Source organism: Microbacterium sp. 2FI (assembly GCF_005502885.1).
Lineage (GTDB): Bacteria > Actinomycetota > Actinomycetes > Actinomycetales > Microbacteriaceae > Microbacterium.
This window is the reverse complement of sequence record NZ_SCMR01000017.1, coordinates 31,423-53,362: the sequence shown is the minus strand read 5'-3', so window position 1 is coordinate 53,362 and position 21,940 is coordinate 31,423. Positions and strand designations below refer to the sequence as shown.

The following is a 21,940-nucleotide window of genomic DNA, read 5'->3' as shown; positions in this document are numbered from 1 at the left end:
ACCATCAGTGTGTGCTCGGGGTGGGCAGTCCGTCGGTGATCGGCTGCGGAGTGTTCGCGACTCCGTCGGGGCCGACGTCGGGTGTGGTCACCAGCGGCACACCTTCGATGGTCGCCCCGGGGGCGGTCACCAGCGGGGTGTCGGTGATGAGCGCGTTCGGCACGCCGCCGCGGCCGATCGCGTCGATCGACGACGAGCCGAGCGCAACCTCCTGGGCGCCGAGGACGGCGCCGTCGCTCAGGCGCAGGTAGCTCGGCGACTCGTCGATGACCATGCCGAGCGCGGCCGCGTTGGCGGCGAGGTACTGGGGCGAGCCGAGGCCGGCGACCTCGTCGTAGAGGATCTGCTTGTCGTACGTGAGGTCTCGCTGCTCGCGCTGGAGCGACGACATCTCGTACGAGCCCTGGGTCGTCATGATCGACAGCGCCATCTGCGCGCCGCCGATGAGGAACACGCCGAGCACCGCGACGACGCCGTAGAGCACCCGCGGGCGACGACGGCGTGCCGGGGCCTCGACGGCGCGCAGACGCCGCTGCGGCGCATTCTGCCGCCGCGGCGCGGGGGCGGTGGACAGTGCGGTGACGCTCATCTCGCCTCCCTCAGTCGTTCGGCCGCACGCAGGCGCACGGGGGTGGCGCGCGGATTGGTCGCGCGCTCTTCGTCGGAAGCGAGTTCGGCGCCCTTCACCAGCAGGCGGAAGCGGGGCGCGTGCTCGGGAAGCTCGACCGGGAGACCCGCAGGCGCGGTCGACGCCGTCGCGTCGGCGAACTCCCGCTTGACGAGGCGGTCCTCCAGCGACTGGTAGGCGAGCACGACGATGCGGCCGCCCACGGGAAGGATGCCGAGGGCCGCAGGAACCGCTCGCTCGAGCACCGAAAGCTCGCGATTGACTTCGATGCGGAGTGCCTGGAACACCCGCTTGGCGGGGTGGCCGGTGCGCTGGGCGGCGTAGGGGGTCGCGGCGATCAGGATCTCGACGAGGCGGCCGGAGCGATCGATCGGCGCCTCGGCGCGGGCGGCGATGATCGCGCGGGCATAGCGCCCGGCGAGCTTCTCCTCGCCGTAGCGCTCGAAGATGCGTCGCAGGTCACCCTCGCCGTAGGTGGCGACGATGTCGGCGGCGGTCGTTCCCGACGACTGGTCCATGCGCATGTCGAGGGGCGCGTCCTGCGAGTACGCGAAGCCTCGATCGGCGACGTCGAGCTGCAGTGACGAGACGCCGAGATCGAAGAGGATCCCGTCGGCGGCGGCGAACCCCGCCGAGGTGACGGCCTCGGCGATGCCGTCGTAGACGGTGTGCACGAGGGTCACGCGGTCGCCGAAGCGGGCGAGCCGCTCCCCCGCGATCCGCAGCGCATCGCGGTCGCGATCGAGCCCGACCAGGTGGACGCCCGGAAAGCGCTCGAGGAACGCCTCGGAGTGACCGCCCATGCCGAGAGTCGCGTCGACGAAGACCGCCCCATCGCGCTGAAGCGCAGGGGCGAGCAGCTCGATGCAGCGCTCGAGCAGAACCGGGGTGTGGATGTCGCGGAGGCTCATGATGTGCGGGGCCCTGCCGTTTCCGTATCCCCAGACCCTGATCCCCATCCGCTCTGACCTGGCGCCGGGGAAGTGGCGTCAGGGCGGGAGCGGCTGGGAGTCAGAATCGGGGGCCGGTGGCTCAGAACAGGCCCGGGATCACCTCCTGCTCCAGTTCGGCGTATGTGTCTTCGTTGGCCTCGGCGTAGGCGTTCCACGCGTCGGCGTTCCAGATCTCGGCGTGCGCTCCGACGCCGGTGACGACGAGTTCGCGGTCGAGGCCGGCGTAGGCCCGCAGAGGTTGCGGGATCGTGATGCGGTTCTGGCTGTCGGGCTTCTCGGCACTCGCGCCCGACAGGAACATCCGCAGGAAGTCGCGGGCCTGCTTGTTGGCCAGCGGCGCCTCGCGGATGCGCTCATGGACGCGCTCGAACTCCTGCGCACTGAAGACGTACAGGCAGCGGTCCTGCCCACGCGTCACGACGACGCCGGCGCCGAGATCGTCCCGGAACTTCGAGGGGAGGATGACGCGGCCCTTGTCGTCGAGCTTGGGAGTGTGCGTGCCCAACAGCATCGGTACACCACCCCCTTCGTCCGGCCCCCCGGGTTGTCCGCCACTTTACTCCACTTCCCTCCACTTTGTCACCCATACGCCCCCCAGGGCATGAAAAAAGCACCGACCCGAAGGTCGGTGCTTGATTCGCGGATCAGGCGGCGGAGGCGCTCAGCGGTCCTCCTGCCTCCGGTCCCATCGATCGTTCATGCGGTCCATGAAAGAGGAAGAGGTCGCTCTCGGCTTCGCGGGGCGATCTGTCTCGATGGTGGGAGCGGCTGCGCCTTTCGCCGGGGTGACCGCCAGGATCACGCCGGCGAGCATCACGACGAACCCGATGACGCCGACGGCGATCGCCTGCAGGGACACACCCACGATGAGACCGCCGAGGCCGAGCAGCACCAGGATCGTCCCGTAGACGATGTTGCGATAGCTCAGCCCGCGTCCGTCGCGGGGCGCGGTGACGACGTCTGCGTCGTTGCGCATGAGATGGCGTTCCATCTCGTCGAGCAGGCGCTGCTCCTGTTCGGAGAGTGGCATGCGTCCCCCTCTGGTGGCTCGGTTGGATCGATTCTACGCGTGCCGTAGATCACTAGGCTAGGCCCGTGACAGCCTCCCTCGCCCCGGTCGAAGCGATTTCCCAGCGACTGGACACCTTCGTCACGGCCCAGCGCGATGCGACACGCGATTTCGGCGCCGAGGCGCGCCTGCTGGTCGACGCCGCCGAGACCGCCGTCTCGGGGGGCAAGCGCCTGCGCGGGCGCTTCTGCATCGCCGGCTGGCGCGCCGTGGCAGAGGCTTCGAGCACATCGGCATCCGCCCCTCAAGACGTCGTCGCCGCAGCCGCGGCGCTCGAGGCCTTCCACGCCGCCGCGCTCGTGCACGATGATCTGATCGACAACTCCGACACCCGTCGCGGCCGGCCCGCCGCCCACCGTGCGCTCGAGGCGGAGCATCGCGCTGCGGGATGGGTCGGGGATGCCGCGGCCTTCGGCCGTTCGAGCGCGATCCTGCTCGGCGACCTGCTCGTGGCCTGGAGCGACGACCTGTTCGAGGAGGGACTCCAGGGCGCAACCGCCGAGCGCGCCGCGGCCGCCCGCCTCGAGTACGCCATGATGCGCCGCGAGGTCACGATCGGGCAGTTCCTCGACATCGCCGAGGAATCGGCGTTTCGCACCGAGCCCGACGAGCGCCACGCCGAGCGCGCGCTGCGTGTGGCGTCGCTGAAGTCGGCCCGCTACAGCGTGCAGCAGCCGCTCGCGGTCGGCGCGGCCCTGGCGGGAGCGGATGCCGCGCAGGCGTCCGCTCTGCGCGCGTTCGGGCACCCGCTCGGTATGGCGTTCCAGCTGCGCGACGACGTGCTCGGCGTCTTCGGCGATCAGCGCGAGACGGGCAAGCCCTCGGGCGACGACCTGCGTGAAGGCAAGCGCACGGTACTTGTCGCCTACACGCGCGAGGCGCTGCCGGCGCCGGCGCGCCGCACCGTCGACGAGCTGATCGGCGACCCGGAGCTCGATGAGGGCCAGATCGCGTCGCTGCAGCAGACGATCGTCGACACCGGCGCGCTCGACCGCGTCGAGGCGCTCATCGCGGGTTACGCGCGTGAAGCCGAGCGCGCCCTGTCGGGCGTGCGACTCGGCAACACCGCCGTCGGCGACCTGCGCGATCTCGCGCGCGCCGCGACGGTGCGCGTCACCTGATCGCTACGCGAGCGCCTGCGCCACGCGGCGCACTTCGCTCTTGCGTCCGGCACGCAGCGCCTCGATCGGGGGGATGCCGATCGACTCCTCGTCCGACAGCAGCCAGTCGATGGCCTCATCGTCGGTGAAGCCGGCATCGTGCAGCACGAAGATCGTGCCGCGCAGCGACCCGATCGGCTCGCCGTCCTTGAGGAAGAGAGCAGGCACTTTGAACACGCCGTCGCGGCGCGATCCGATGAGCTGCTTCTCGTCGAGCAGATTGCGGACGCGATTGAGCGGTTCGCCGGTCAGCTCCACGATGTCGGGAAGGGTGAGCCATTCGGTCTCGGTGCGCGAGGTTTCGTCAGCGGTCACCCAGCAACTATCGCACTCCGACGCGGGGCGTCGCACTCCCCGCGTTCGTCCCATCAGCAACATCAGTCACACAGTCCCCTCCTATAACAGCTGTTGACACCTGTTCACTTCCGTGACACGGTTTTCGAAGTCACAGAGGGGGGATCTCTTGCGACCTGATCACCGCACCCATTCCGCGCACGCCGGGCGGTCCATCGCCGTGGGAGTTCCCATGGCCGTCGTCGGCTCGATCGCCCTCGCGCTGTCAGCCGCGCCGGCGCACGCCGAGCCGCGCGTCGCCGAAGAGCGACCGCAGCGTGCGATGCCGTTGCGTGCCCTGCCCGCGCACGTGCTCGGCACGAGCACACCGGCGGCCGCGCAGTTGATCGCGGCCCCGCGCACGGCCGCGGCGACGCCGGCGACCTACGCCGTGCGCCGCGGCGACACCGTGAGCGGCATCGCATCGAAGTTCGGGCTCCGCACCGCCGACGTGCTGGCGCTCAACGGCCTGTCGTGGCGGTCGATCATCCACCCCGGCCAGGTGCTCAAGCTCTCCGGCGGCACCGCTGCCGCGGCACCCAGCACCCCGGCCGCGACGCCGGTCGCGGCATCCGTCACCTACGCCGTGAAGGCCGGCGACACCGTGAGTGCCATCGCCAAGCGCCACGGCACATCGACGCAGGCGGTGCTGGCGGCCAACAAGCTCGGCTGGTCCTCGATCATCTACCCCGGCCAGAAGCTCGCGATCCCGGGCAAGATGGTGCCCGCTTCGGCCACGACGCCCGCGGCATCCGCTCCCGCCCCGGCTCCCGCTCCGACGCCGGCGCCGACTGCCGGGGCGTACACCGTGAAGGCCGGCGACACCGTGAGCGCCATCGCCAAGCGCCACGGCGTCAGCGCGCAGGCGATGCTGGCGGCCAACAGACTCGGCTGGAACTCGATCATCTACCCCGGCCAGAAGCTCACGATCCCCGCGAAGGGCGCGCTCGCCGGGCTCGACGCCGAGCAGATCGCCAACGCGAAGCTCATCGTCTCGGTCGGGCGCGAACTCGGGGTCCCCGACCGCGGCATCGCGATCGCCCTCGGCACGGCGATGCAGGAGTCGTGGATCCGCAACCTCGACTGGGGCGACCGCGATTCGCTGGGGCTCTTCCAACAGCGCCCGAGCACCGGGTGGGGCACCGAGGCCGAAGTGCGAGACGCCGTGCGCTCGATCAAGGCGTTCTACGGCGGCGCATCCGACCCCAACGGCTCACGCACGCGCGGACTCCTCGACATCGCCGGGTGGCAGTCGATGACCTTCGCCCAGGCAGCCCAAGCGGTGCAGATATCGGCCTACCCCGACCGGTATGCCCAGTGGGAGAAGCCGGCACATGCCTGGCTCGCCGCCCTCGGGTGAGCCCGCGGCGTCCCATTCCGATCGCGTCACGGTCACCGGTGCGGGTGAGGCGCTCCCCCGGGTCACAGGCAACCGTCCCTAGACTTTCAGCGTGAGCACGAGTCAGCAGACGGATCCGCTGATCGGCCGTCTGGTCGACGGTCGATACCGCGTCCGTGCTCGCATCGCCCGTGGCGGTATGGCGACCGTCTACGTCGCCACCGATCTGCGTCTCGAGCGCCGCGTCGCGCTGAAGATCATGCACGGGCATCTGAGCGACGACACCGTGTTCCAGAGCCGATTCGTGCAAGAGGCCCGAGCGGCGGCGCGCCTAGCCGATCCGCATGTCGTGAACGTGTTCGACCAGGGCCAGGACGGCGACATGGCCTACCTCGTCATGGAGTACCTGCCCGGCATCACGCTGCGCGAGCTCCTGCGCGAGCAGCGGCGCCTGACCGTACCGCAGGCGGTGTCGATCATGGACGCGATCCTCTCGGGTCTGGCCGCCGCGCACCGCGCGGGCATCGTGCACCGCGACGTCAAGCCCGAGAACGTGCTGCTGGCCGAAGACGGCCGCATCAAGATCGGCGACTTCGGGCTGGCTCGGGCCACGACCGCGAACACCGCCACCGGCTCGCAGCTGCTCGGCACGATCGCCTACCTCGCACCCGAGCTCGTCACGCGCGGCACCGCCGACGCCCGCAGCGACATCTACTCGCTCGGCATCCTCCTCTATGAGATGCTCACCGGCGAGCAGCCCTACAAGGGCGAACAGCCGATGCAGATCGCCTTCCAGCACGCGACCGATTCGGTGCCGCGCCCGAGCGTGAAGAACCCGGGCGTTCCCGAGCCGCTCGACGAGCTCGTGCTGTGGTCGACCGAGCGCTCCCCCGACGACCGCCCGTCCGACGCGCGCGAGATGCTCGAGCGCCTGCGCGAGATCGAGCGCGACCTGGGCATCACGCCCGTCGTGACCCGCACCGCGCCGAGCGGGGCCGTGCCCGACGACGGCATCCCCTCGGGCGAGCTCACCGCGGTGCTTCCCACCACCGGCGCGGTGGCTACGGCATCCGTCGACGAGGTCGACAACGCGACCCGCCTGCGTACCGCCACCAAGCGCCGCCGCGCAAAGGGCGGCTGGCTCATCGCGCTCGTGCTGCTGCTCGCGGCGCTTGCGGCCGGCGTCGGCTGGTGGTTCGGGTCGGGGCCGGGGTCGATGGTCTTGGTGGCCGATGTCACCGGCGGCACGTTCGCCGCGGCGAAGGACCGCCTCGCCGTCGACGCGCTGGTGGCCGTCGAGAAGAGCGAGACGAGTCTCGAGGTGCCGGCGGGCGAGGTGATCCGCACGGATCCGGGGTCGGGAACACCGGTCGAGCAGGACTCCACCGTTGACGTGTACGTGTCGCTCGGGCCGGCGGAGGTGCAGCTCGAATCGATGCTCGGCGGCACGCGCGACGACGTGGCGTCGTACCTCGACTCGGTGCTGATCGACGTGGGCGACGAGGACCGGGAGTTCTACACCGAGCGCCCCGACGGCGCGATCGTCGGCGTCATGGTGTTCCCCGCCGACGGCAGCGCCGAGATCCCCTGCGGGGAGGGCTGCGCCGCGCACGAGGGCGATGCCGCGACGCTGTGGGTGTCGCTCGGGGCCCTTCCCGACGTCACCGGCCAGCCCGCCGACCAGGCACGTGCGACCCTGACGGATGCCGGGCTCGTCGTGGCCGAAGGTGTGGATGAGCAGGCGAGCGAAGACGTCGCCGCGGGCTCGGTCATCGCGATCACACCGCGCGCCGACGGCGGGTGGTGGCGCGCCGGCGACGCCACGACGCTCGTCGTCTCGACAGGGCCGCCGACCTATCCGGTGCCGAATGTCGTCGGCTTCACGCGCGACTCTGCGGCACAGACCCTCCGCGACGCGGGCTTCGAGGTCAACTACTCGGTGCTGTGGAACGTATGGCCCGACGGCCTCACCGAGGTCACCGACCAGGACCCGGACGCCGACAGCTACCACACCCGCGGCACGGTGGTCACGCTGCAGATCACCGCGACCGGCTGAGCCGCGCGCAGTCCGCGCTGCCGAAACCGGCATCCGCGGTCGATGTTCTCGGGCGCGAATGGCGGTTTCGACAGCGCGAGCCAGCGCAGGGCAGAAGCTCAGCGCTTCTCGAGCTCCTCGGCCACCAGGAACGCGAGCTCGAGGCTCTGCATGTGGTTCAGGCGCGGGTCGCACAGGCTCTCGTAGCGGGTCGCGAGGGCGGCCTCGTCGATCTCCTCCGAGCCGCCGAGGCACTCGGTGACGTCGTCGCCGGTGAGTTCGACGTGGATGCCGCCCGGGAACGTTCCGACGGCGCGGTGCGCCTCGAAGAAGCCACGCACCTCGTCGACGACGTCGTCGAAGCGACGCGTCTTGTAGCCGGTCGGCGTCGTGATGCCGTTGCCGTGCATCGGGTCGGTGATCCACAGCGGGGTGGCCCCCGAGTCGCGCACCGCCTCGAGCAGCGGCGGCAGCGCGTCGCGGATCTTGCCCGCGCCCATGCGCGTGATGAACGTCAGGCGCCCGGGCTCGCGCTCGGGATCGAGCTTGTCGATGAGCTGCAGCGCCATCTCGGGCGAGGTCGTCGGCCCGAGCTTCACGCCGATCGGGTTCCGGATCTTCGAGAAGTAGTCGATGTGCGCGCCGTCGAGGTCGCGCGTGCGCTCGCCGATCCAGACGAAGTGAGCCGAGGTGTTGTACGGCGTGCCGGTGCGCGAGTCGATGCGCGTCATGGGCCGCTCGTAGTCCATCAGCAGGCCCTCGTGGCTGGTGTAGAACTCCACGCGGCGGAGCTCGTCGAAGTCTGCGCCGGCGGCCTCCATGAACTTGATCGCACGGTCGATCTCGGTCGCCAGGCGCTCGTACTTCTGGTTCGCGGGGTTCTCGGCGAAGCCCTTGTTCCACGAGTGGACCTCGCGCAGGTCGGCGAAGCCACCCTGCGTGAACGCGCGGATGAGGTTGATGGTGGACGCGGCCGTGTGGTACCCCTTCAGCAGCCGCTGCGGGTCGGCCTGGCGCGAACCCTCCGTGAAGTCGTACCCGTTGACGATGTCGCCGCGGTAGGCCGGCAGCGTCACATCGCCCCGTGTCTCGGTGTCGCTCGAGCGAGGCTTGGCGAACTGGCCCGCCATGCGCCCCATCTTCACGATCGGCATCGACGCGCCGTAGGTGAGCACGACCGCCATCTGCAGGACCGTCTTGATGCGGTTGCGGATCTGCTCGGCGGTGGCGCCGGCGAACGTCTCGGCGCAATCGCCGCCCTGAAGGAGGAAGGCACGACCGGATGCCGCGCGAGCGAGCCGATCGCGGAGGTTGTCGACCTCGCCGGCGAACACGAGCGGAGGCAGCGTCGCGATCTCGGCGGACACGGCGGCGACCGCGTCGGCATCGGGCCACGCGGGTTGCTGCTTGATCGGCAGAGTCCGCCAGTGATCGAGGGAATCGGGCTGCTGAGGCATCCGCTCATTCTAGCCGGGGGCGCAGCCCGCCCGGACGCGCATGACGGCACCGCGACGGCGCCGCGGACCAGGCTCAAGCCTTCGTCGGCAGCCGGTCCTTCACCGTCGACGCGTAGACGTCGTCGTACTCCTGCTCGCCCAGCCGCTGCAGCGCGACCATGATCTCGTCGGTGATCGAGCGCAGGATGTAGCGGTCGCCCTCCATGCCCTCGAATCGCGAGAAGTCCAGCGGCTCGCCGATGACGACCCCGACCCGCACCACGTTCGGCAGCCGCTGACCGATCGGCATCATCGTGTCGGTGTCGACCATCACGACCGGCACGACCGGCACGCGGGCCTCGAGCGCCATGCGGGCGATGCCGGTGCGGCCGCGGTACAGCTTGCCGTCGGGGCTGCGGGTGCCCTCCGGGTAGATGCCGAGCAGCTCGCCGCCGCCGAGCACCTGCAGACCGGTGTTGAGCGACGCCTCGGACGCCTTGCCGCCGGTGCGGTCGATCGGCAGCTGGCCGGTCGCCTTCATGAACATTCCGGTCGCCCAGCCCTTGAGGCCTTTGCCGGTGAAGTAGTCGCTCTTGGCGAGGAACGCCACCGGCCGGTCGATCATGAGCGGCAGGATGACGGAGTCGACGAACGAGAGGTGGTTGCTCGCGAGGATCGCACCGCCCTCTGCGGGGACGTTGCGGCGGCCGACGATCCACGGACGGAAGATCGCCTTGACGATCGGTCCGATGACCACGTATTTCATCAGCCAGTAGAACATCGGCTACGCCTCGCGTCCTGCCAGGTCGGCGACGCCGATGAGGCCGGCGTCGTTGCCGAGCCGGGCTATCGCGAAGGCGGCGACGGGGCGGTCGCCGTAGCCGGGGAGCGAGGTCTCATAGGCGATGCGGACGGGCTCGAGCAGATCGTCGCCCAGTTGCGCCACTCCCCCGCCGATCACGAACAGCTCGGGGTCGAGCACGGCCTGGAAGCCGCCGCATGCCTCGCCGAGCGCCGTCGCGACGCGGCGGAGGGCCTCGATCGCGCCGGGGTCGCCGGCGAGCACGAGCCGCGACACTGCCGGCCCGCTGATGGTGCCCTTCTCGGCGCGGAGCGACGCGAGAACGTCGCCGATGCCGCCGGCGTCGGCGATGGCGTTCGCCTCGCGCTGGAGGGCTCGGCCCGATGAATACTGCTCGAGACAGCCGTTCTGCCCGCACCCGCACGGCAGCCCGTCACGTGTGAAGCGGATGTGGCCGAGCTCGGCTCCGATGCCGTGGCCGCCGCGGAAGAGCTCGCCGTCGAGCACGACCGCACCGCCGACGCCGGTGCCCATCGTGAGCATGACCATGTGATCGACGTCCCGGCCGGCGCCGAAGCGGAACTCCGCCCATCCGGCGGCGTTCGCGTCGTTCTCGATCGTGACGGGGAGGCCGATGCCGGCCTCGAGCGTCGCCTTGAGGGGCTCGTTGCGCCACGCGATGTTCGGCGCGTGGATGACGGTCGCGCGGTCGCGGTCGATGAAGCCCGCCGCAGCGACCCCGACGGCGCCGACGTCGTGGGCGGCGCGGAGGTGCCGCACCATGTCGATGACCGCCTGAGCGAGCTCGCGGGTGTCTTCGGGAGTGTCGACGCGCAGCTTCTCGACGATGGTTCCGTTCTCGTCGACCACACCGCCTGCGATCTTCGTCCCGCCGATGTCGATCCCGACCTTGAGCACCGCACTCCCTCTCCTGCCGTCGCGCGCGCGACGGCGTCTTGAAGTCTAGTGGGGCGCCTTCGTCCACAGCCGGGGTGGTCGCGGCATCCCACCCGATTAGACTCCAATGAGATCTACCCCGAAACATCATTCGGTACCGAAGGAGCTGCCGTGGTTCAATTCGAAGTCCCCGCGATCGTCCCCGCCGATCCCCAGGCGAACGTCGGCGATCTGCTCGCCGACCGCGTCGCCAAGACCCCGCAGCTCGCGCTGTTCGCCGTCCCCGACGGCGACGGCTGGCGCGATGTCACGGCCGCCGATTTCCAGAAGCAGGTGATCGCCCTCGCGAAGGGCTTCGTCGCCGCCGGCATCGAACCCGGCGAGAAGGTCGGCTTCATCGCCCGCACGACCTACGACTGGACGCTGGTCGACTTCGCCCTGTTCTATGCCGGTGCGGTCATGGTCCCGATCTACGAGACGAGCTCCGCGGCACAGGTGTCGTGGATCCTCTCGGACTCGGGTGCCATCGCGTGCATCGCCGAGTCGGCCGACCACTCCGCCCGCATCGCCGAGGTGCGCTCAGAGGTTCCGCTCGTGCGCTCGGTCTGGGAGATGCAGGGCGGCGATCTCGACAAGCTGATCGCCGACGGCGCATCCGTCGCCGACGACGAGATCGAGCGCCGTCGCAAGATCGCCAACGGCGCCGACATCGCGACCCTCATCTACACGTCGGGTTCGACGGGCCGCCCCAAGGGCTGCGTCCTGACCCACAGCAACTTCGTCGAGCTGGTGCGCAACTCCTCCAAGGCGCTGCGGGACGTCGTCGAGACGCCCGGCGCGTCGACGCTGCTGTTCATCACGACGGCGCACATCTTCGCGCGCTTCATCTCGGTGCTCGACATCCACGCGGGTGTGAAGACGGGCCACCAGCCCGACACGAAGCAGCTGCTGCCGGCGCTCGGCTCGTTCAAGCCGACGTTCCTGCTCGCGGTGCCGCGCGTGTTCGAGAAGGTGTACAACTCGGCAGAGCAGAAGGCGGAAGCCGGTGGCAGGGGCAAGATCTTCCGCGCCGCCGCCCACACCGCCGTCGAGCACTCCACCCTCCAGCAGGAGGGCAAGAAGGTGCCGCTGATGACGAAGATCAAGTTCAAGCTCTTCGACCGGCTCGTCTACAGCAAGTTGCGCACGGCCATGGGCGGCAACGTCGTCTACGCCGTATCCGGCTCCGCTCCGCTCGGCCCGCGTCTCGGTCACTTCTTCCACAGCCTCGGCGTGACGATCCTCGAGGGCTACGGCCTCACCGAGACGACGGCGCCCGCGACGGTGAACCTCGCTACGAAGTCCAAGATCGGCACGGTCGGTCCGGTGCTTCCGGGCGTCGGCGTGCGTCTCGCCGACGACGGCGAGATCGAGGTGCGCGGCATCAACGTCTTCAAGGAGTACTGGCGCAACCCCGAGGCGACCGCCGCGGCGTTCGACGGCGACTGGTTCAAGACCGGCGACATCGGCACGTTCGACGACGAGGGCTTCCTCAAGATCACCGGCCGCAAGAAGGAGATCATCGTCACGGCCGGCGGCAAGAACGTCGCCCCCGCCGCGCTCGAAGACCCGATCCGCTCCAACCCGATCGTCGGCCAGGTCGTCGTCGTCGGCGACCAGAAGCCGTTCATCTCGGCGCTGATCACCCTCGACACCGAGATGCTGCCGACGTGGCTCGCGAACAACGGCCTGGCCGCCGACATGCCGATCGCAGAGGCCGCGAAGAACGACGCCGTGCGCGCCGAGGTTCAGCGCGCGATCGACGCCGCGAACACCACCGTGTCGCGGGCCGAGTCCATCCGCAAGTTCACGATCCTCGAGAACGAGTGGACCGAGGCCAGCGGTCACCTGACGCCCAAGATGAGCATCAAGCGCAACGTCATCATGGACGACTTCGCGACCGAGATCGAGGAGATCTACTCGGTCCCCGTCAACACGACGAACGTCTCGCTCTCGTAAGGCGACGGATGCCGAAAGCCCCGACTCCTTCTCGAAGGAGTCGGGGCTTTCGCGTGTCTTGCGGCGGGACGGGCGCCCTTCGTCTCGATCGCTCCGCGGCCTCGCTCAGGGACCCGGTCGCTGAGCGACACTTCGTCTCGCTGCGCTCGCTCAGTGCGGGTCGAAGCGAGACGAAGCGCGTCAGAACCAGTCCGACTCGCGGATCTCCTTCATCGCGATGCGGCGCTCTTCCGGAGTCAGCCGCTGCAGGTACAGCATCCCGTCAAGATGATCGGTCTCGTGCTGCAGCGCCTGGGCCATGAGCCCTTCGCCCTCGAGCACAACCTCTTTGCCGTCGAGATCGGTGCCGACGACTCGGGCCCACGGATGCCGCACGGCATCGTGCCAGAGACCGGGGACCGACAGGCACCCCTCGCCGATCGGCTCGGGATCGCCCGAGACCTCGAGCACCGGGTTGAGCACGTAGCCGATCTCGCCGTCGACGTTGTAGCTGAAGGCGCGCAGGCCGACACCGATCTGCGTGGCTGCGACGCCGGCCCGGCCGGGCAGTGCGACGGTGTCGAGCAGGTCGCGCACGAGCGCCCGCACGCCGTCGTCGATCTCGTCGATGGGCGCGGTGACGGCCCGCAGCACGGGGTCGCCGAAGACGCGGATGGGCCTGACTGCCATGACCTGGCCTACGCGGCGGACGCGAAGGTGCGAAGACCTTCGACGACGGATGCCGCGAGCTCACGAGCTGCGAGGCGCGTGGCAGGCAGCAGGTCGCGGAAGGCGATCGCGCTGCCGGCGGCGATGTGCGGATCGTAGGGCACGCGCACGACAGCGCGCACACGGCTGCGGAAGTGCGATTCGAGCTCGTCGAGCTGCACGAGCGGCGCCCCGGGACGCGCGTTGTTGAGCACGACGACGGCCGAGCGCACCTGCTCGGCGTACCCGTTGGTCTCGAGCCACGTGAGGGTCTCGGACGCCAAGCGGGCCTCGTCGACGCTGAGGCCGGCGACGATGACGAGCTGATCGGCTCGCTCGAGGGTCGCGCTCATGACCGAGTGGACGATGCCCGTGCCGGTGTCGGTGAGCACGATCGAGTAGTAGTGCGCGGCGAGGGAGGCGACGTCGTGATAGTCGACGTCGCTGAACGCCTCGGACACTCGCGGGTCGGTGTCGGACGCGAGCACGTCGAGTCGCGTCTCGTCGCGCGCGACGATCGAGGACAGGTCGTTGTAGCCGGCCACCTCGGCGCGGATGCGCACGAGATCGCGAACCGTCTTGCCGCTCGAGCGCGCGATGCGCTCGGCGAGCGTGCCGCGGTCGGGGTTGGCGTCGATCGCGATGATGCGGTCGTCACGGGCGTCGGCCAGCGCCATGCCGAGCAGCGTCGTGACGGTGGTCTTTCCGACGCCGCCCTTGCGCGAGAGCACGGGCACGAAGCGGGCGCCGCCGTTGAGCGGAGCCGAGATGCGGCGGTCGAGCTCTTTGCGCGCGCGGGCGCGCTTTCCGTCGCCGAGGTTGATGCGGTGCCCCGAGATCGAGTAGACGAAGTGCTGCCACGCACCCTCGGGCTCGGAGCGCACGACCTGGTGCGGGTCGAGCAGGCGGTCGGCGGTGAGGAGATCTGCCGTCTCTCGGTCGGCTTCGAACTCGCCGAGGCGCTTCGAGGTGAGCGTCACCTGCGGGAGCGGCTGCACGTGCTCGACGGCGCGCCCCTCGAGCACGGCGTCTTCGGAGTGGAAGACCTCGCGGCGGGTGGCCGGCACCGATCCGGTGTCGGTGAGGGGCGCCACGGGCGCGGCGACCGGGGCGTCGATGCGCTCAGGAGTCAGTGCGGCGGGCGCGGCATCCGTCCACTCGTCATCCTCGGCGGCGACCGCCGAGACGAACGAGGCGTCGTCGACCACGGGGTGCTCGCCGGTCTCGCCGACCACTTCGGCGTCGGCGATGTCTTCCGCGGGCTCGACCGGCGTGTAGACGTCGTCCACGACCGGGGCCTCGACGATCTCGGCCTCGGTGGCGTCTGCGGCGATGGCCTCGGCGGGGATCTCGACGACGAAGGGCACCTCGTCGTCGATCACGTCGTCGTCACGGTCGTCGTCGGAGTCCGACGGAAGCTCGACGCTCACCTGCGCGGTCGGCCCACCGAGGAAGCCCAGGCGTGCGGTGTCGATGCTTCCGGTATCGGAGAGCACGCCGTGCTCGGTCTCGTCGGGCGTCTGGTCGGGGCGATCGGGCGTCACTGCGGATTTCTCCAAAGAATGTGGCGGTTTCGGGCGGGTGCCGCCCTCCAGGCTACTGCGCGGGACGGACGACGAGCAAAAGGTCCCCTGCGTCGACCTGCTGCGTCTCGCCGATCGCGAGGCGCTCGACGACGCCGTCGACCGGTGCGGTGATGGCCGCCTCCATCTTCATCGCCTCGATCGAGGCGACCGGCTGGCCCGCCGTGACGGTGTCGCCGACGTTCGCCTTGAGGGTGACGACGCCCGAGAACGGGGCCGCGATCTGGCCGGGCTTGGAGGTGTCCGCCTTCTCGGCCTGGCGCGTATCGACCTGGATGCTGCGATCGCGCACGAACACCGGACGCAGCTGGCCGTTCAGGGTCGTCATGACCGTGCGCATGCCCTTGTCGTCGGCCTCGCCGATGGCCTCCAGCCCGACGAACAGCTGCACGCCGCGCTCGATCTCGACGACGTGCTCGGTGCCTGGTGCAAGGCCGTACAGGTAGTCGGCGGTGTCGAGCACGCTGAGGTCGCCGAAGACGTCGCGCACCTGCTGGAACGCGCGGGTCGGCGCCGGGAAGAGGAGCTTGTTGAGCATGTCGCGACGGGATGCCGCATCCGCCGCCAGAGCGTCGGACTCGGCATCCGTCAACGGAGTCACCTCGATGTTCACCGTGCGGCCCTGCAGCACCTTGGTGCGGAAGGGCTCGGGCCACCCACCAGGAAGATCGCCCAGCTCGCCCGCCATGAACCCCACGACCGAGTCGGGAATGTCGTAGTTCTGCGGGTTCTCGGCGAAGTCGGCGGGGTCGGCCTTGACCGCGGCAAGGTGCAGCGCGAGGTCGCCGACGACCTTCGACGACGGCGTCACCTTCGGCACGCGGCCGAGGATGTCGTTCGCGGCGGCGTACATGTCCTCGATGAGCTCGAAGTCCTCCGAAAGGCCCAGCGCGATCGCCTGCTGGCGCAGGTTCGACAGCTGGCCGCCCGGGATCTCGTGGTGGTACACACGCCCGGTGGGGCCCGGCAGCCCCGACTCGAACGGGCTGTAGAGGTGACGCACGGCCTCCCAGTACGGCTCGAGATCCGACACGGCGTCGAGCGAGATGCCGGTGTCACGCTCGGTGTGCGCGAGGGCGGCGACCAGCGCCGACAGCGACGGCTGGCTGGTCGTGCCCGACATCGGAGCCGCCGCGGCGTCGACGGCGTCGGCTCCGGCCGCGCTCGCGGCGAGGAGAGTCGCCAGCTGTCCGCCCGCGGTGTCGTGCGTGTGCACGTGGACGGGGACGTCGAACCGCTCGCGGAGCGCAGAGACGAGGCGGGATGCCGCGGTGGGTCGGAGGAGCCCGGCCATGTCCTTGATCGCGAGGACGTGGGCGCCGGCATCCACGATCTGCTCCGCCAGCCGCAGGTAGTAGTCGAGCGTGTAGAGGTCTTCGGCCGGGTTGAGCAGATCGCCGGTGTAGCAGACGGCGACCTCGGCGACTGCGGTGCCCGAGGCGAGCACGGCGTCGATCGCGGGGCGCATCTGGTTCACGTCGTTGAGGGCGTCGAAGATGCGGAAGATGTCGATGCCGCTCGCGGCGGCCTCGCGCACGAACGCGTCGGTGACCGCGGTCGGGTACGGCGTGTAGCCGACGGTGTTGCGGCCGCGCAGCAGCATCTGGATCGCGACGTTCGGCAGCGCCGTGCGGAGGCGGTCGAGGCGCTCCCACGGGTCTTCGCCGAGGAAGCGCAGCGCGACGTCGTAGGTCGCCCCGCCCCACGCCTCGACCGAGAGCAGCTCGGGCGTCAGGCGCGCGACGTAGGGCGCGACCGTGACGAGGTCCTTCGTGCGCACGCGGGTCGCCAGCAGCGACTGGTGTGCGTCGCGGAACGTCGTCTCGGTGACGGCGAGGGCGGTCTGCTCGCGCAGCGCCTTCGCGAAGCCCGCGGGACCGAGTTCGAGCAGGCGCTGGCGGGAGCCGGCGGGAGCCTCGGCGGTGAGGTCGAGCACCGGCAGCTTCTTGCGCGGGTCGATCGTGACGGGGTTCTCGCCGTTCGGCTTGTTCACCGTCGTGTCGGTGAGCCAGTTGAGCATCTTGGTGCCGCGGTCCTTCGACTCGCGGCCCTTCAGCAGCTCGGGCCGCTCGTCGATGAAGGACGTCGAGACATCGCCGGCGACGAACGCCGGGTCGTCGAGGACGGCCTGCAGGAACGGGATGTTGGTGGACACGCCGCGGATGCGGAATTCCGCCAGTGCCCGCCGCGCACGCACGACCGCGGCGCCGAAGTCGCGGCCGCGGCACGTGAGCTTCGAGAGCATCGAGTCGAAGTGCGGGCTGATCTGGGATCCGGCCGCCGTGGTGCCGCCGTCGAGGCGGATGCCGGCGCCGCCGGGCGAGCGGTACGTCGTGATCTTGCCGGTGTCGGGGCGGAACCCCTGCGTCGGGTCCTCGGTCGTGATGCGGCACTGGAGGGCCGCGCCGCGCAGATGGATGCGGTCCTGCGTGAGGCCGAGGTCTGCCAGGGTCTCCCCCGCCGCGATCCGCATCTGCGACTGCACGAGGTCGACATCGGTGACCTCTTCGGTCACGGTGTGCTCGACCTGGATGCGGGGGTTCATCTCGATGAAGACGACCTCGCCGATGCGGGGTCCGGCGGTCTCGAGAAGGAACTCGACGGTGCCGGCATTCTGGTAGTCGATCGAGCGCGCGAACGCGACGGCATAGGCGTGCAGCGAGTCACGGACGGCCGGGTCGAGGTTCGGCGCGGGCGCGATCTCGATGACCTTCTGGTGGCGGCGCTGCACCGAGCAGTCGCGCTCGAACAGGTGCACGGTCTCGCCCGTCTGATCGGCGAGGATCTGCACCTCGACGTGGCGCGGTCGCTGCACGGCCTGCTCGAGGAACACGCGGGCATCGCCGAAGGCGCTGCCCGCTTCGCGCATCGCCTCGGCGAGGGCGGGCGCGAGCTCCTCGGGAACTTCGACCCGCCGCATCCCGCGTCCGCCGCCGCCGGCGACGGCCTTGACGAAGATCGGGAATCCGATGTCGGCCGCCTGCGCGAGAAGTTCATCCACGTCGTCCGAGGCCTCGGTCGATCGCAGCACCGGCACGCCGGCCGCAATCGCGTGATGCTTCGCGGTGACCTTGTTACCGGCCATCTCGAGCACGCGGGCGGGCGGGCCGATGAAGGCGATGCCGTTGGCGGCCGCCTGCTCGGCGAGGTCGGGGTTCTCCGAAAGGAAGCCGTAGCCCGGGTAGATCGCGTCGGCGCCCGATTCCTTCGCGACGCGGATGATCTCGGCGACGTCGAGATACGCGCGGACGGGATGCCCCTTCTCGCCGATCTGATAGGCCTCATCGGCCTTCAGCCGGTGCAGCGAATTGCGGTCTTCGTAGGGGAATACCGCGACGGTGCGCGCCCCCAGTTCGACGGCGGCGCGGAAGGCGCGGATGGCGATTTCACCGCGGTTCGCGACGAGGATCTTGCGGAACATTCGACCTCCGGATGCGGCGGTGCGGGCGGGCCTGAGTGTGCTCTCAGCCTAGGGGACGGTAACGTGGTGGATTGTGCACGTACTCTCCGTCAGCTCGCTCAAAGGCGGGGTCGGCAAGACGACCGTGACGCTAGGGCTCGCATCCGCGGCTTTCGCGCGGGGCGTCCGTACCCTCGTGGTAGACCTCGACCCCCAGTCCGATGTGTCGACCGGCATGGATATCCAAGTCGCCGGTCGCCTCAACGTCGCCGATGTCCTCGCCAACCCCAAAGAGAAGACCGTCAAGCAGGCGATCACCTCCAGCGGGTGGGCGAAGGTGCATCCCGGCACCATCGACGTCATGATCGGCAGTCCCTCCGCCATCAACTTCGACGGTCCGCACCCGAGCGTGCGCGACGTCTGGAAGCTCGAAGAGGCGCTCGCGACCATCGAGGCCGACTACGACCTCGTGCTGATCGACTGCGCGCCGTCGCTCAACGCCCTCACGCGCACCGCGTGGGCGGCATCCGATCGCGTCATCGTCGTGACCGAGCCCGGGCTCTTCTCCGTCGCCGCCGCCGACCGCGCGCTGCGCGCGATCGAAGAGATCCGCCGCGGCCTCTCACCGCGCCTGCAGCCGCTGGGCATCGTCGTCAACCGCGTGCGGCCCCAGTCGATCGAGCACCAGTTCCGCATCAAAGAGCTGCGCGACATGTTCGGCCCGCTCGTCCTCACGCCGCAGCTGCCCGAGCGCACGTCGCTGCAGCAGGCGCAGGGTGCGGCGAAGCCGCTGCACATCTGGCCCGGCGATTCGGCCCAAGAGCTCGCGGCCGACTTCGACGCGCTGCTCGACCGCGTGATGCGCACCGGTCGCATCCCGGTCGCCGGAGACACCGTCCCCGGGCGCTGACCCCTTCGTCTCGGGCGCTTCGCGGCCTCGCTCAGGGACCACCCTTCGTCTCGGGCGCTTCGCGGCATCGCTCAGGGACCACCCTTCGTCTCGGGCGCTTCGCGGCCTCGCTCAGGGACCACCCTTCGTCTCGGGCGCTCCGCGGCCTCGCTCAGGGACCGGGTCGCTGAGCGAGCGAAGCGAGACGAAGCGCACCTACAGCGGCCCGAGCACTCCGGCACCCGCGCGCACCTCGAACACGAGCTGCGTCTCGGTCTTCGTGACCGCCGGATGCGTCGTGATGTGCTCGAGGATGAGATCGCGGAGGCGCTCCGGGCTTGCGACCGCGACGTGCAGATGGAAGTCGTTGTCGCCCGCGACGTGAGCGACCGACAGCGACCCCGGCATGCGGACGAGCCGGTCGAGCAGCTCATCGATGTGCACGCGGCTGTGGCTCGAGAGGTGCACACGCACGAGCGCCTGGATCGGCCGCCCCACCGCCGCCAGATCGAGCTGCGCGCTGATGCTCGAGATGACGCCCGACTCCCGCAGCGCTTTGACGCGGTACGCACACGTCGACTCCGCGACGCCCACCCGCGCAGCGAGCGCCGCGTTCGTCATGCGGCCGTCTTCCATGAGCGCCGCGAGGATCGCCCGGTCGGTGCCGTCGAGCCCCGCCGACGGCAGTTGCGGATTCTTCGACGTCGGCGTCATCGGCGCACTCCCTGTTGTGGATTCCACTCACGATTGTGACGGAGTCCGATCAATCACTCAAGACTTCTTGCCATTCTCTGCGCAATCATCGACGATTCCTCCATGACGCCGATGACGCTGCACCCTGACAGCCTTGCCGTCCACGCCGGCCGCGACGATCTCGCGAGCCTCGGTGTGCACGCCCTCCCCCTCGACCTCTCGTCGACGAATCCGCTTCCCGACGTCGAGGTCGGCGGGCTCTCGTACGAGGTGCTCGCGACCGGCGGACTCCCGCTCGAGGGCGGCTCCCACGTCTATGCGCGCCTGTGGAACCCCACCGTCGCGCGGTTCGAAGAGGCCCTCGCGCGCCTCGAGCACGCCGAAGAGGCCGTCGCGTTCTCGTCGGGCATGGCCGCGGTCACCGCGGTGCTGCTGTCGCTCTCGCACGACCGGGGCCTGCGCCACGTCGTCGCGGTGCGCCCGCTCTACGGCGGCACCGACCATCTGCTCGCCTCGGGCCTCCTCGGCATCGAGACGACGTTCTGCACCGAGGCCGAGGTCTCGGCATCCATCCGCCCCGACACCGCGCTGGTCGTGCTCGAGACGCCGGCGAACCCCACGCTCGACCTCGTCGACATCCGCGCCGTCGTCGCGGCCGCAGGCGATGTGCCTGTGCTCGTCGACAACACGTTCGCGACACCGGTGCTGCAGCGCCCGCTGGATCTCGGCGCCGCGATCTCGCTGCACAGCGCCACGAAGTACCTCGGCGGCCACGGCGACGTCGTCGGCGGAGTCGTGGCGTGCGATGCCGCCACGGCCGCGTCGCTGCGCCGCACCCGTGCGATCACCGGCGCGATCCTGCACCCGCTCGCCGCGTACCTGCTGCACCGGGGCCTTGCGACCCTGCCGCTACGCGTGCGCGCGCAGCAGGAGGGCGCGCGCGTCGTCGCCGAGTGGCTCGCGACGCGCGACGAGGTGCGCGCGGTGCACTTCCCCGGCTTCGCCGAGTGCGATCCGCGCGGACTCGTCGGCACCCAGCAGTCCGGGCCGGGCGCGATGATCGCGATCCAACTCGCAGGCGGCTACGAGGCCGCGAGCGCGCTGACCTCGGCCGTGCGGCTGTTCACGCACGCGGTGTCGCTCGGCAGCGTCGACTCGCTCATCCAGCATCCGGCAGCCCTCACGCATCGTCCGGTGGATGCCGCCGCCAAGCCCTCCGCAGCGCTCGTGCGCCTGTCGATCGGCCTCGAGAACCCCGGCGACCTGATCGCCGACCTCGCGCAGGCGTTCGCTGCGGTGACGGCGGCTGCAGCATCCGTCGATGTGGCGATGGATGCCGAGGAGCGCGTGCTTCAGGCGTAGCGCGCCGGCGGCGGCGAGCTTCTGCGGGTCAGGCGCTGCGCGCAGCGCGACGGGCCGAGAGCTCGTCCATCGCGTCGGGCGCCTGAGCGTCGAAGTCGACGAGCGTCGACTCGACCTCGTGCAGCACCTTGCCCACGGCGATGCCGAAGACGCCCTGCCCGCGGCTCACGAGGTCGATGACCTCGTCGTTCGAGGTGCAGAGGTAGACCGAGGCGCCGTCGCTCATGAGCGTGGTGCCGGCGAGATCGCGGATGCCGGACGCACGCAGCTGCTCGACCGCGGTGCGGATCTGCTGCAGCGAGATGCCGGTGTCGAGCAGGCGCTTGACGAGCTTGAGCACCAGGATGTCGCGGAAGCCGTACAGCCGCTGGGAACCCGACCCCGACGCCCCGCGAACCGTGGGCTCGACGAGCTCGGTGCGGGCCCAGTAGTCCAGCTGACGGTAGGTGATGCCGGCGGCGCGGGCTGCGACAGCGCCGCGGTAGCCGACCTCGTCGTCCATCTGCGGCAGACCGTCGGTGAAGAGGAGGTCGTCGGCGTAAGGCTGTTCGCCCGCCGTTTCTCGAGCAGTCATGCTCGTCCCCCCTCCGGAATGGCTAAGTCCACGCTAGATGAGCCCCGGCCGTCCGGCAACGACATCGGTCGCAGCGCCTCGGCGTGTCGCCGGATCGTGACG

General features: G+C 70.1%; 19 protein-coding genes. 6 read left to right on the top strand and 13 right to left on the bottom strand.

Features of this window, described 5'->3' with window-relative positions; genetic code table 11:
• Positions 1-4: 4 nt before the first annotated feature.
• The 4 genes from FFS15_RS13595 to FFS15_RS13580 form a co-directional block, all read right to left on the bottom strand.
• Positions 5-589, bottom strand: a complete 585-nt coding sequence (locus FFS15_RS13595) for a hypothetical protein (protein WP_137845583.1) — start codon at positions 587-589, stop codon at positions 5-7.
• Entirely contained in the window at positions 586-1,539 is a 954-nt protein-coding gene (gene rsmH / locus FFS15_RS13590) for a 16S rRNA (cytosine(1402)-N(4))-methyltransferase RsmH (protein WP_137845582.1), read from the bottom strand. The genes FFS15_RS13595 and rsmH overlap by 4 nt, the downstream gene beginning before the upstream one ends.
• A 121-nt stretch (positions 1,540-1,660) precedes the next feature.
• Positions 1,661-2,092 (bottom strand): division/cell wall cluster transcriptional repressor MraZ, encoded by a 432-nt coding sequence (gene mraZ / locus FFS15_RS13585; RefSeq protein WP_137845581.1) that lies wholly within the window; start codon positions 2,090-2,092, stop codon positions 1,661-1,663.
• A 150-nt stretch (positions 2,093-2,242) separates the two neighbouring features.
• Positions 2,243-2,611 carry a DUF3040 domain-containing protein gene (locus FFS15_RS13580; protein ID WP_137845580.1) on the bottom strand — a complete coding sequence of 123 codons (369 nt, stop codon included), beginning with the start codon at positions 2,609-2,611 and terminating at the stop codon, positions 2,243-2,245.
• A gap of 65 nt (positions 2,612-2,676) precedes the next feature.
• On the opposite strand from FFS15_RS13580, the gene FFS15_RS13575 reads away from it, so the two are divergent.
• Positions 2,677-3,771 (top strand): polyprenyl synthetase family protein, encoded by a 1,095-nt coding sequence (locus tag FFS15_RS13575; protein WP_137845579.1) that lies wholly within the window; start codon positions 2,677-2,679, stop codon positions 3,769-3,771.
• A 3-nt stretch (positions 3,772-3,774) separates the two neighbouring features.
• On the opposite strand, the gene FFS15_RS13570 is transcribed toward FFS15_RS13575, so the two are convergent.
• On the bottom strand, positions 3,775-4,125 hold the full coding sequence (locus FFS15_RS13570) for an Rv2175c family DNA-binding protein (protein ID WP_137845578.1): 351 nt from the start codon (positions 4,123-4,125) through the stop codon (positions 3,775-3,777).
• Between the two features lie 211 nt (positions 4,126-4,336).
• On the opposite strand from FFS15_RS13570, the gene FFS15_RS13565 reads away from it, so the two are divergent.
• On the top strand, positions 4,337-5,503 hold the full coding sequence (locus FFS15_RS13565; protein ID WP_137845577.1) for a LysM domain-containing protein: 1,167 nt from the start codon (positions 4,337-4,339) through the stop codon (positions 5,501-5,503).
• 91 nt (positions 5,504-5,594) lie between these two features.
• Positions 5,595-7,538: a Stk1 family PASTA domain-containing Ser/Thr kinase gene (pknB, locus tag FFS15_RS13560; RefSeq protein ID WP_137845576.1), complete on the top strand. Its 1,944-nt coding sequence runs from the start codon at positions 5,595-5,597 to the stop codon at positions 7,536-7,538.
• A 98-nt stretch (positions 7,539-7,636) separates the two neighbouring features.
• Here pknB and FFS15_RS13555 read toward each other — a convergent pair whose 3' ends face one another.
• The 3 genes from FFS15_RS13555 to FFS15_RS13545 form a co-directional block, all read right to left on the bottom strand.
• On the bottom strand, positions 7,637-8,974 hold the full coding sequence (locus FFS15_RS13555; RefSeq protein ID WP_137845575.1) for a class II 3-deoxy-7-phosphoheptulonate synthase: 1,338 nt from the start codon (positions 8,972-8,974) through the stop codon (positions 7,637-7,639).
• Between the two features lie 73 nt (positions 8,975-9,047).
• On the bottom strand, positions 9,048-9,734 hold the full coding sequence (locus tag FFS15_RS13550; protein WP_137845574.1) for a lysophospholipid acyltransferase family protein: 687 nt from the start codon (positions 9,732-9,734) through the stop codon (positions 9,048-9,050).
• A 3-nt stretch (positions 9,735-9,737) separates the two neighbouring features.
• Positions 9,738-10,673 carry an ROK family glucokinase gene (locus FFS15_RS13545; RefSeq protein WP_137845573.1) on the bottom strand — a complete coding sequence of 312 codons (936 nt, stop codon included), beginning with the start codon at positions 10,671-10,673 and terminating at the stop codon, positions 9,738-9,740.
• Positions 10,674-10,823: 150 nt separating this feature from the next.
• On the opposite strand from FFS15_RS13545, the gene FFS15_RS13540 reads away from it, so the two are divergent.
• Entirely contained in the window at positions 10,824-12,650 is a 1,827-nt protein-coding gene (locus tag FFS15_RS13540; protein ID WP_137845572.1) for an AMP-dependent synthetase/ligase, read from the top strand.
• 180 nt (positions 12,651-12,830) lie between these two features.
• Here FFS15_RS13540 and FFS15_RS13535 read toward each other — a convergent pair whose 3' ends face one another.
• Genes FFS15_RS13535 through FFS15_RS13525 form a run of 3 tightly spaced genes read right to left on the bottom strand, consistent with a single transcriptional unit; the run spans position 12,831 to position 18,341 of the window.
• The gene (locus FFS15_RS13535; RefSeq protein WP_137845571.1) at positions 12,831-13,319 is read right to left on the bottom strand and encodes a peptide deformylase; all 489 of its coding nucleotides are present in this window, start codon (positions 13,317-13,319) and stop codon (positions 12,831-12,833) included.
• An 8-nt stretch (positions 13,320-13,327) separates the two neighbouring features.
• Entirely contained in the window at positions 13,328-14,881 is a 1,554-nt protein-coding gene (locus FFS15_RS13530) for a MinD/ParA family protein (protein WP_137845570.1), read from the bottom strand.
• Between the two features lie 52 nt (positions 14,882-14,933).
• A complete protein-coding gene (locus FFS15_RS13525) occupies positions 14,934-18,341 on the bottom strand; it encodes a pyruvate carboxylase (protein WP_137845569.1) in 3,408 nt (1,135 codons plus the stop codon).
• 73 nt (positions 18,342-18,414) lie between these two features.
• Between FFS15_RS13525 and FFS15_RS13520 the strand changes: the two genes are divergently transcribed.
• Positions 18,415-19,230 (top strand): ParA family protein, encoded by an 816-nt coding sequence (locus tag FFS15_RS13520; RefSeq protein WP_137845568.1) that lies wholly within the window; start codon positions 18,415-18,417, stop codon positions 19,228-19,230.
• Positions 19,231-19,425: 195 nt separating this feature from the next.
• Here the strand turns inward: FFS15_RS13520 and FFS15_RS13515 are convergent, their stop codons facing one another.
• The gene (locus FFS15_RS13515) at positions 19,426-19,923 is read right to left on the bottom strand and encodes an Lrp/AsnC family transcriptional regulator (protein ID WP_137845567.1); all 498 of its coding nucleotides are present in this window, start codon (positions 19,921-19,923) and stop codon (positions 19,426-19,428) included.
• A gap of 102 nt (positions 19,924-20,025) precedes the next feature.
• Here FFS15_RS13515 and FFS15_RS13510 point away from each other — a divergent pair, with 102 nt between their 5' ends.
• Entirely contained in the window at positions 20,026-21,264 is a 1,239-nt protein-coding gene (locus FFS15_RS13510; protein WP_137845566.1) for a PLP-dependent transferase, read from the top strand.
• A gap of 28 nt (positions 21,265-21,292) precedes the next feature.
• On the opposite strand, the gene FFS15_RS13505 is transcribed toward FFS15_RS13510, so the two are convergent.
• Positions 21,293-21,838 (bottom strand): MerR family transcriptional regulator, encoded by a 546-nt coding sequence (locus tag FFS15_RS13505; RefSeq protein ID WP_137845565.1) that lies wholly within the window; start codon positions 21,836-21,838, stop codon positions 21,293-21,295.
• Between the last annotated feature and the right edge of the window lie 102 nt (positions 21,839-21,940).

Coding starts and splice junctions, on each gene's coding strand:
- rsmH (WP_137845582.1), bottom strand. CDS start 1,539: ATGAGCCTCCGCGACATCCACACCCCGGTTCTGCTCGAGCGCTGCATC.
- FFS15_RS13510 (WP_137845566.1), top strand. CDS start 20,026: ATGACGCCGATGACGCTGCACCCTGACAGCCTTGCCGTCCACGCCGGC.
- FFS15_RS13595 (WP_137845583.1), bottom strand. CDS start 589: ATGAGCGTCACCGCACTGTCCACCGCCCCCGCGCCGCGGCGGCAGAAT.
- FFS15_RS13550 (WP_137845574.1), bottom strand. CDS start 9,734: ATGTTCTACTGGCTGATGAAATACGTGGTCATCGGACCGATCGTCAAG.
- FFS15_RS13555 (WP_137845575.1), bottom strand. CDS start 8,974: ATGCCTCAGCAGCCCGATTCCCTCGATCACTGGCGGACTCTGCCGATC.
- FFS15_RS13565 (WP_137845577.1), top strand. CDS start 4,337: ATGGCCGTCGTCGGCTCGATCGCCCTCGCGCTGTCAGCCGCGCCGGCG.
- FFS15_RS13515 (WP_137845567.1), bottom strand. CDS start 19,923: ATGACGCCGACGTCGAAGAATCCGCAACTGCCGTCGGCGGGGCTCGAC.
- FFS15_RS13525 (WP_137845569.1), bottom strand. CDS start 18,341: ATGTTCCGCAAGATCCTCGTCGCGAACCGCGGTGAAATCGCCATCCGC.
- FFS15_RS13580 (WP_137845580.1), bottom strand. CDS start 2,611: ATGCCACTCTCCGAACAGGAGCAGCGCCTGCTCGACGAGATGGAACGC.
- FFS15_RS13505 (WP_137845565.1), bottom strand. CDS start 21,838: ATGACTGCTCGAGAAACGGCGGGCGAACAGCCTTACGCCGACGACCTC.
- mraZ (WP_137845581.1), bottom strand. CDS start 2,092: ATGCTGTTGGGCACGCACACTCCCAAGCTCGACGACAAGGGCCGCGTC.
- FFS15_RS13535 (WP_137845571.1), bottom strand. CDS start 13,319: ATGGCAGTCAGGCCCATCCGCGTCTTCGGCGACCCCGTGCTGCGGGCC.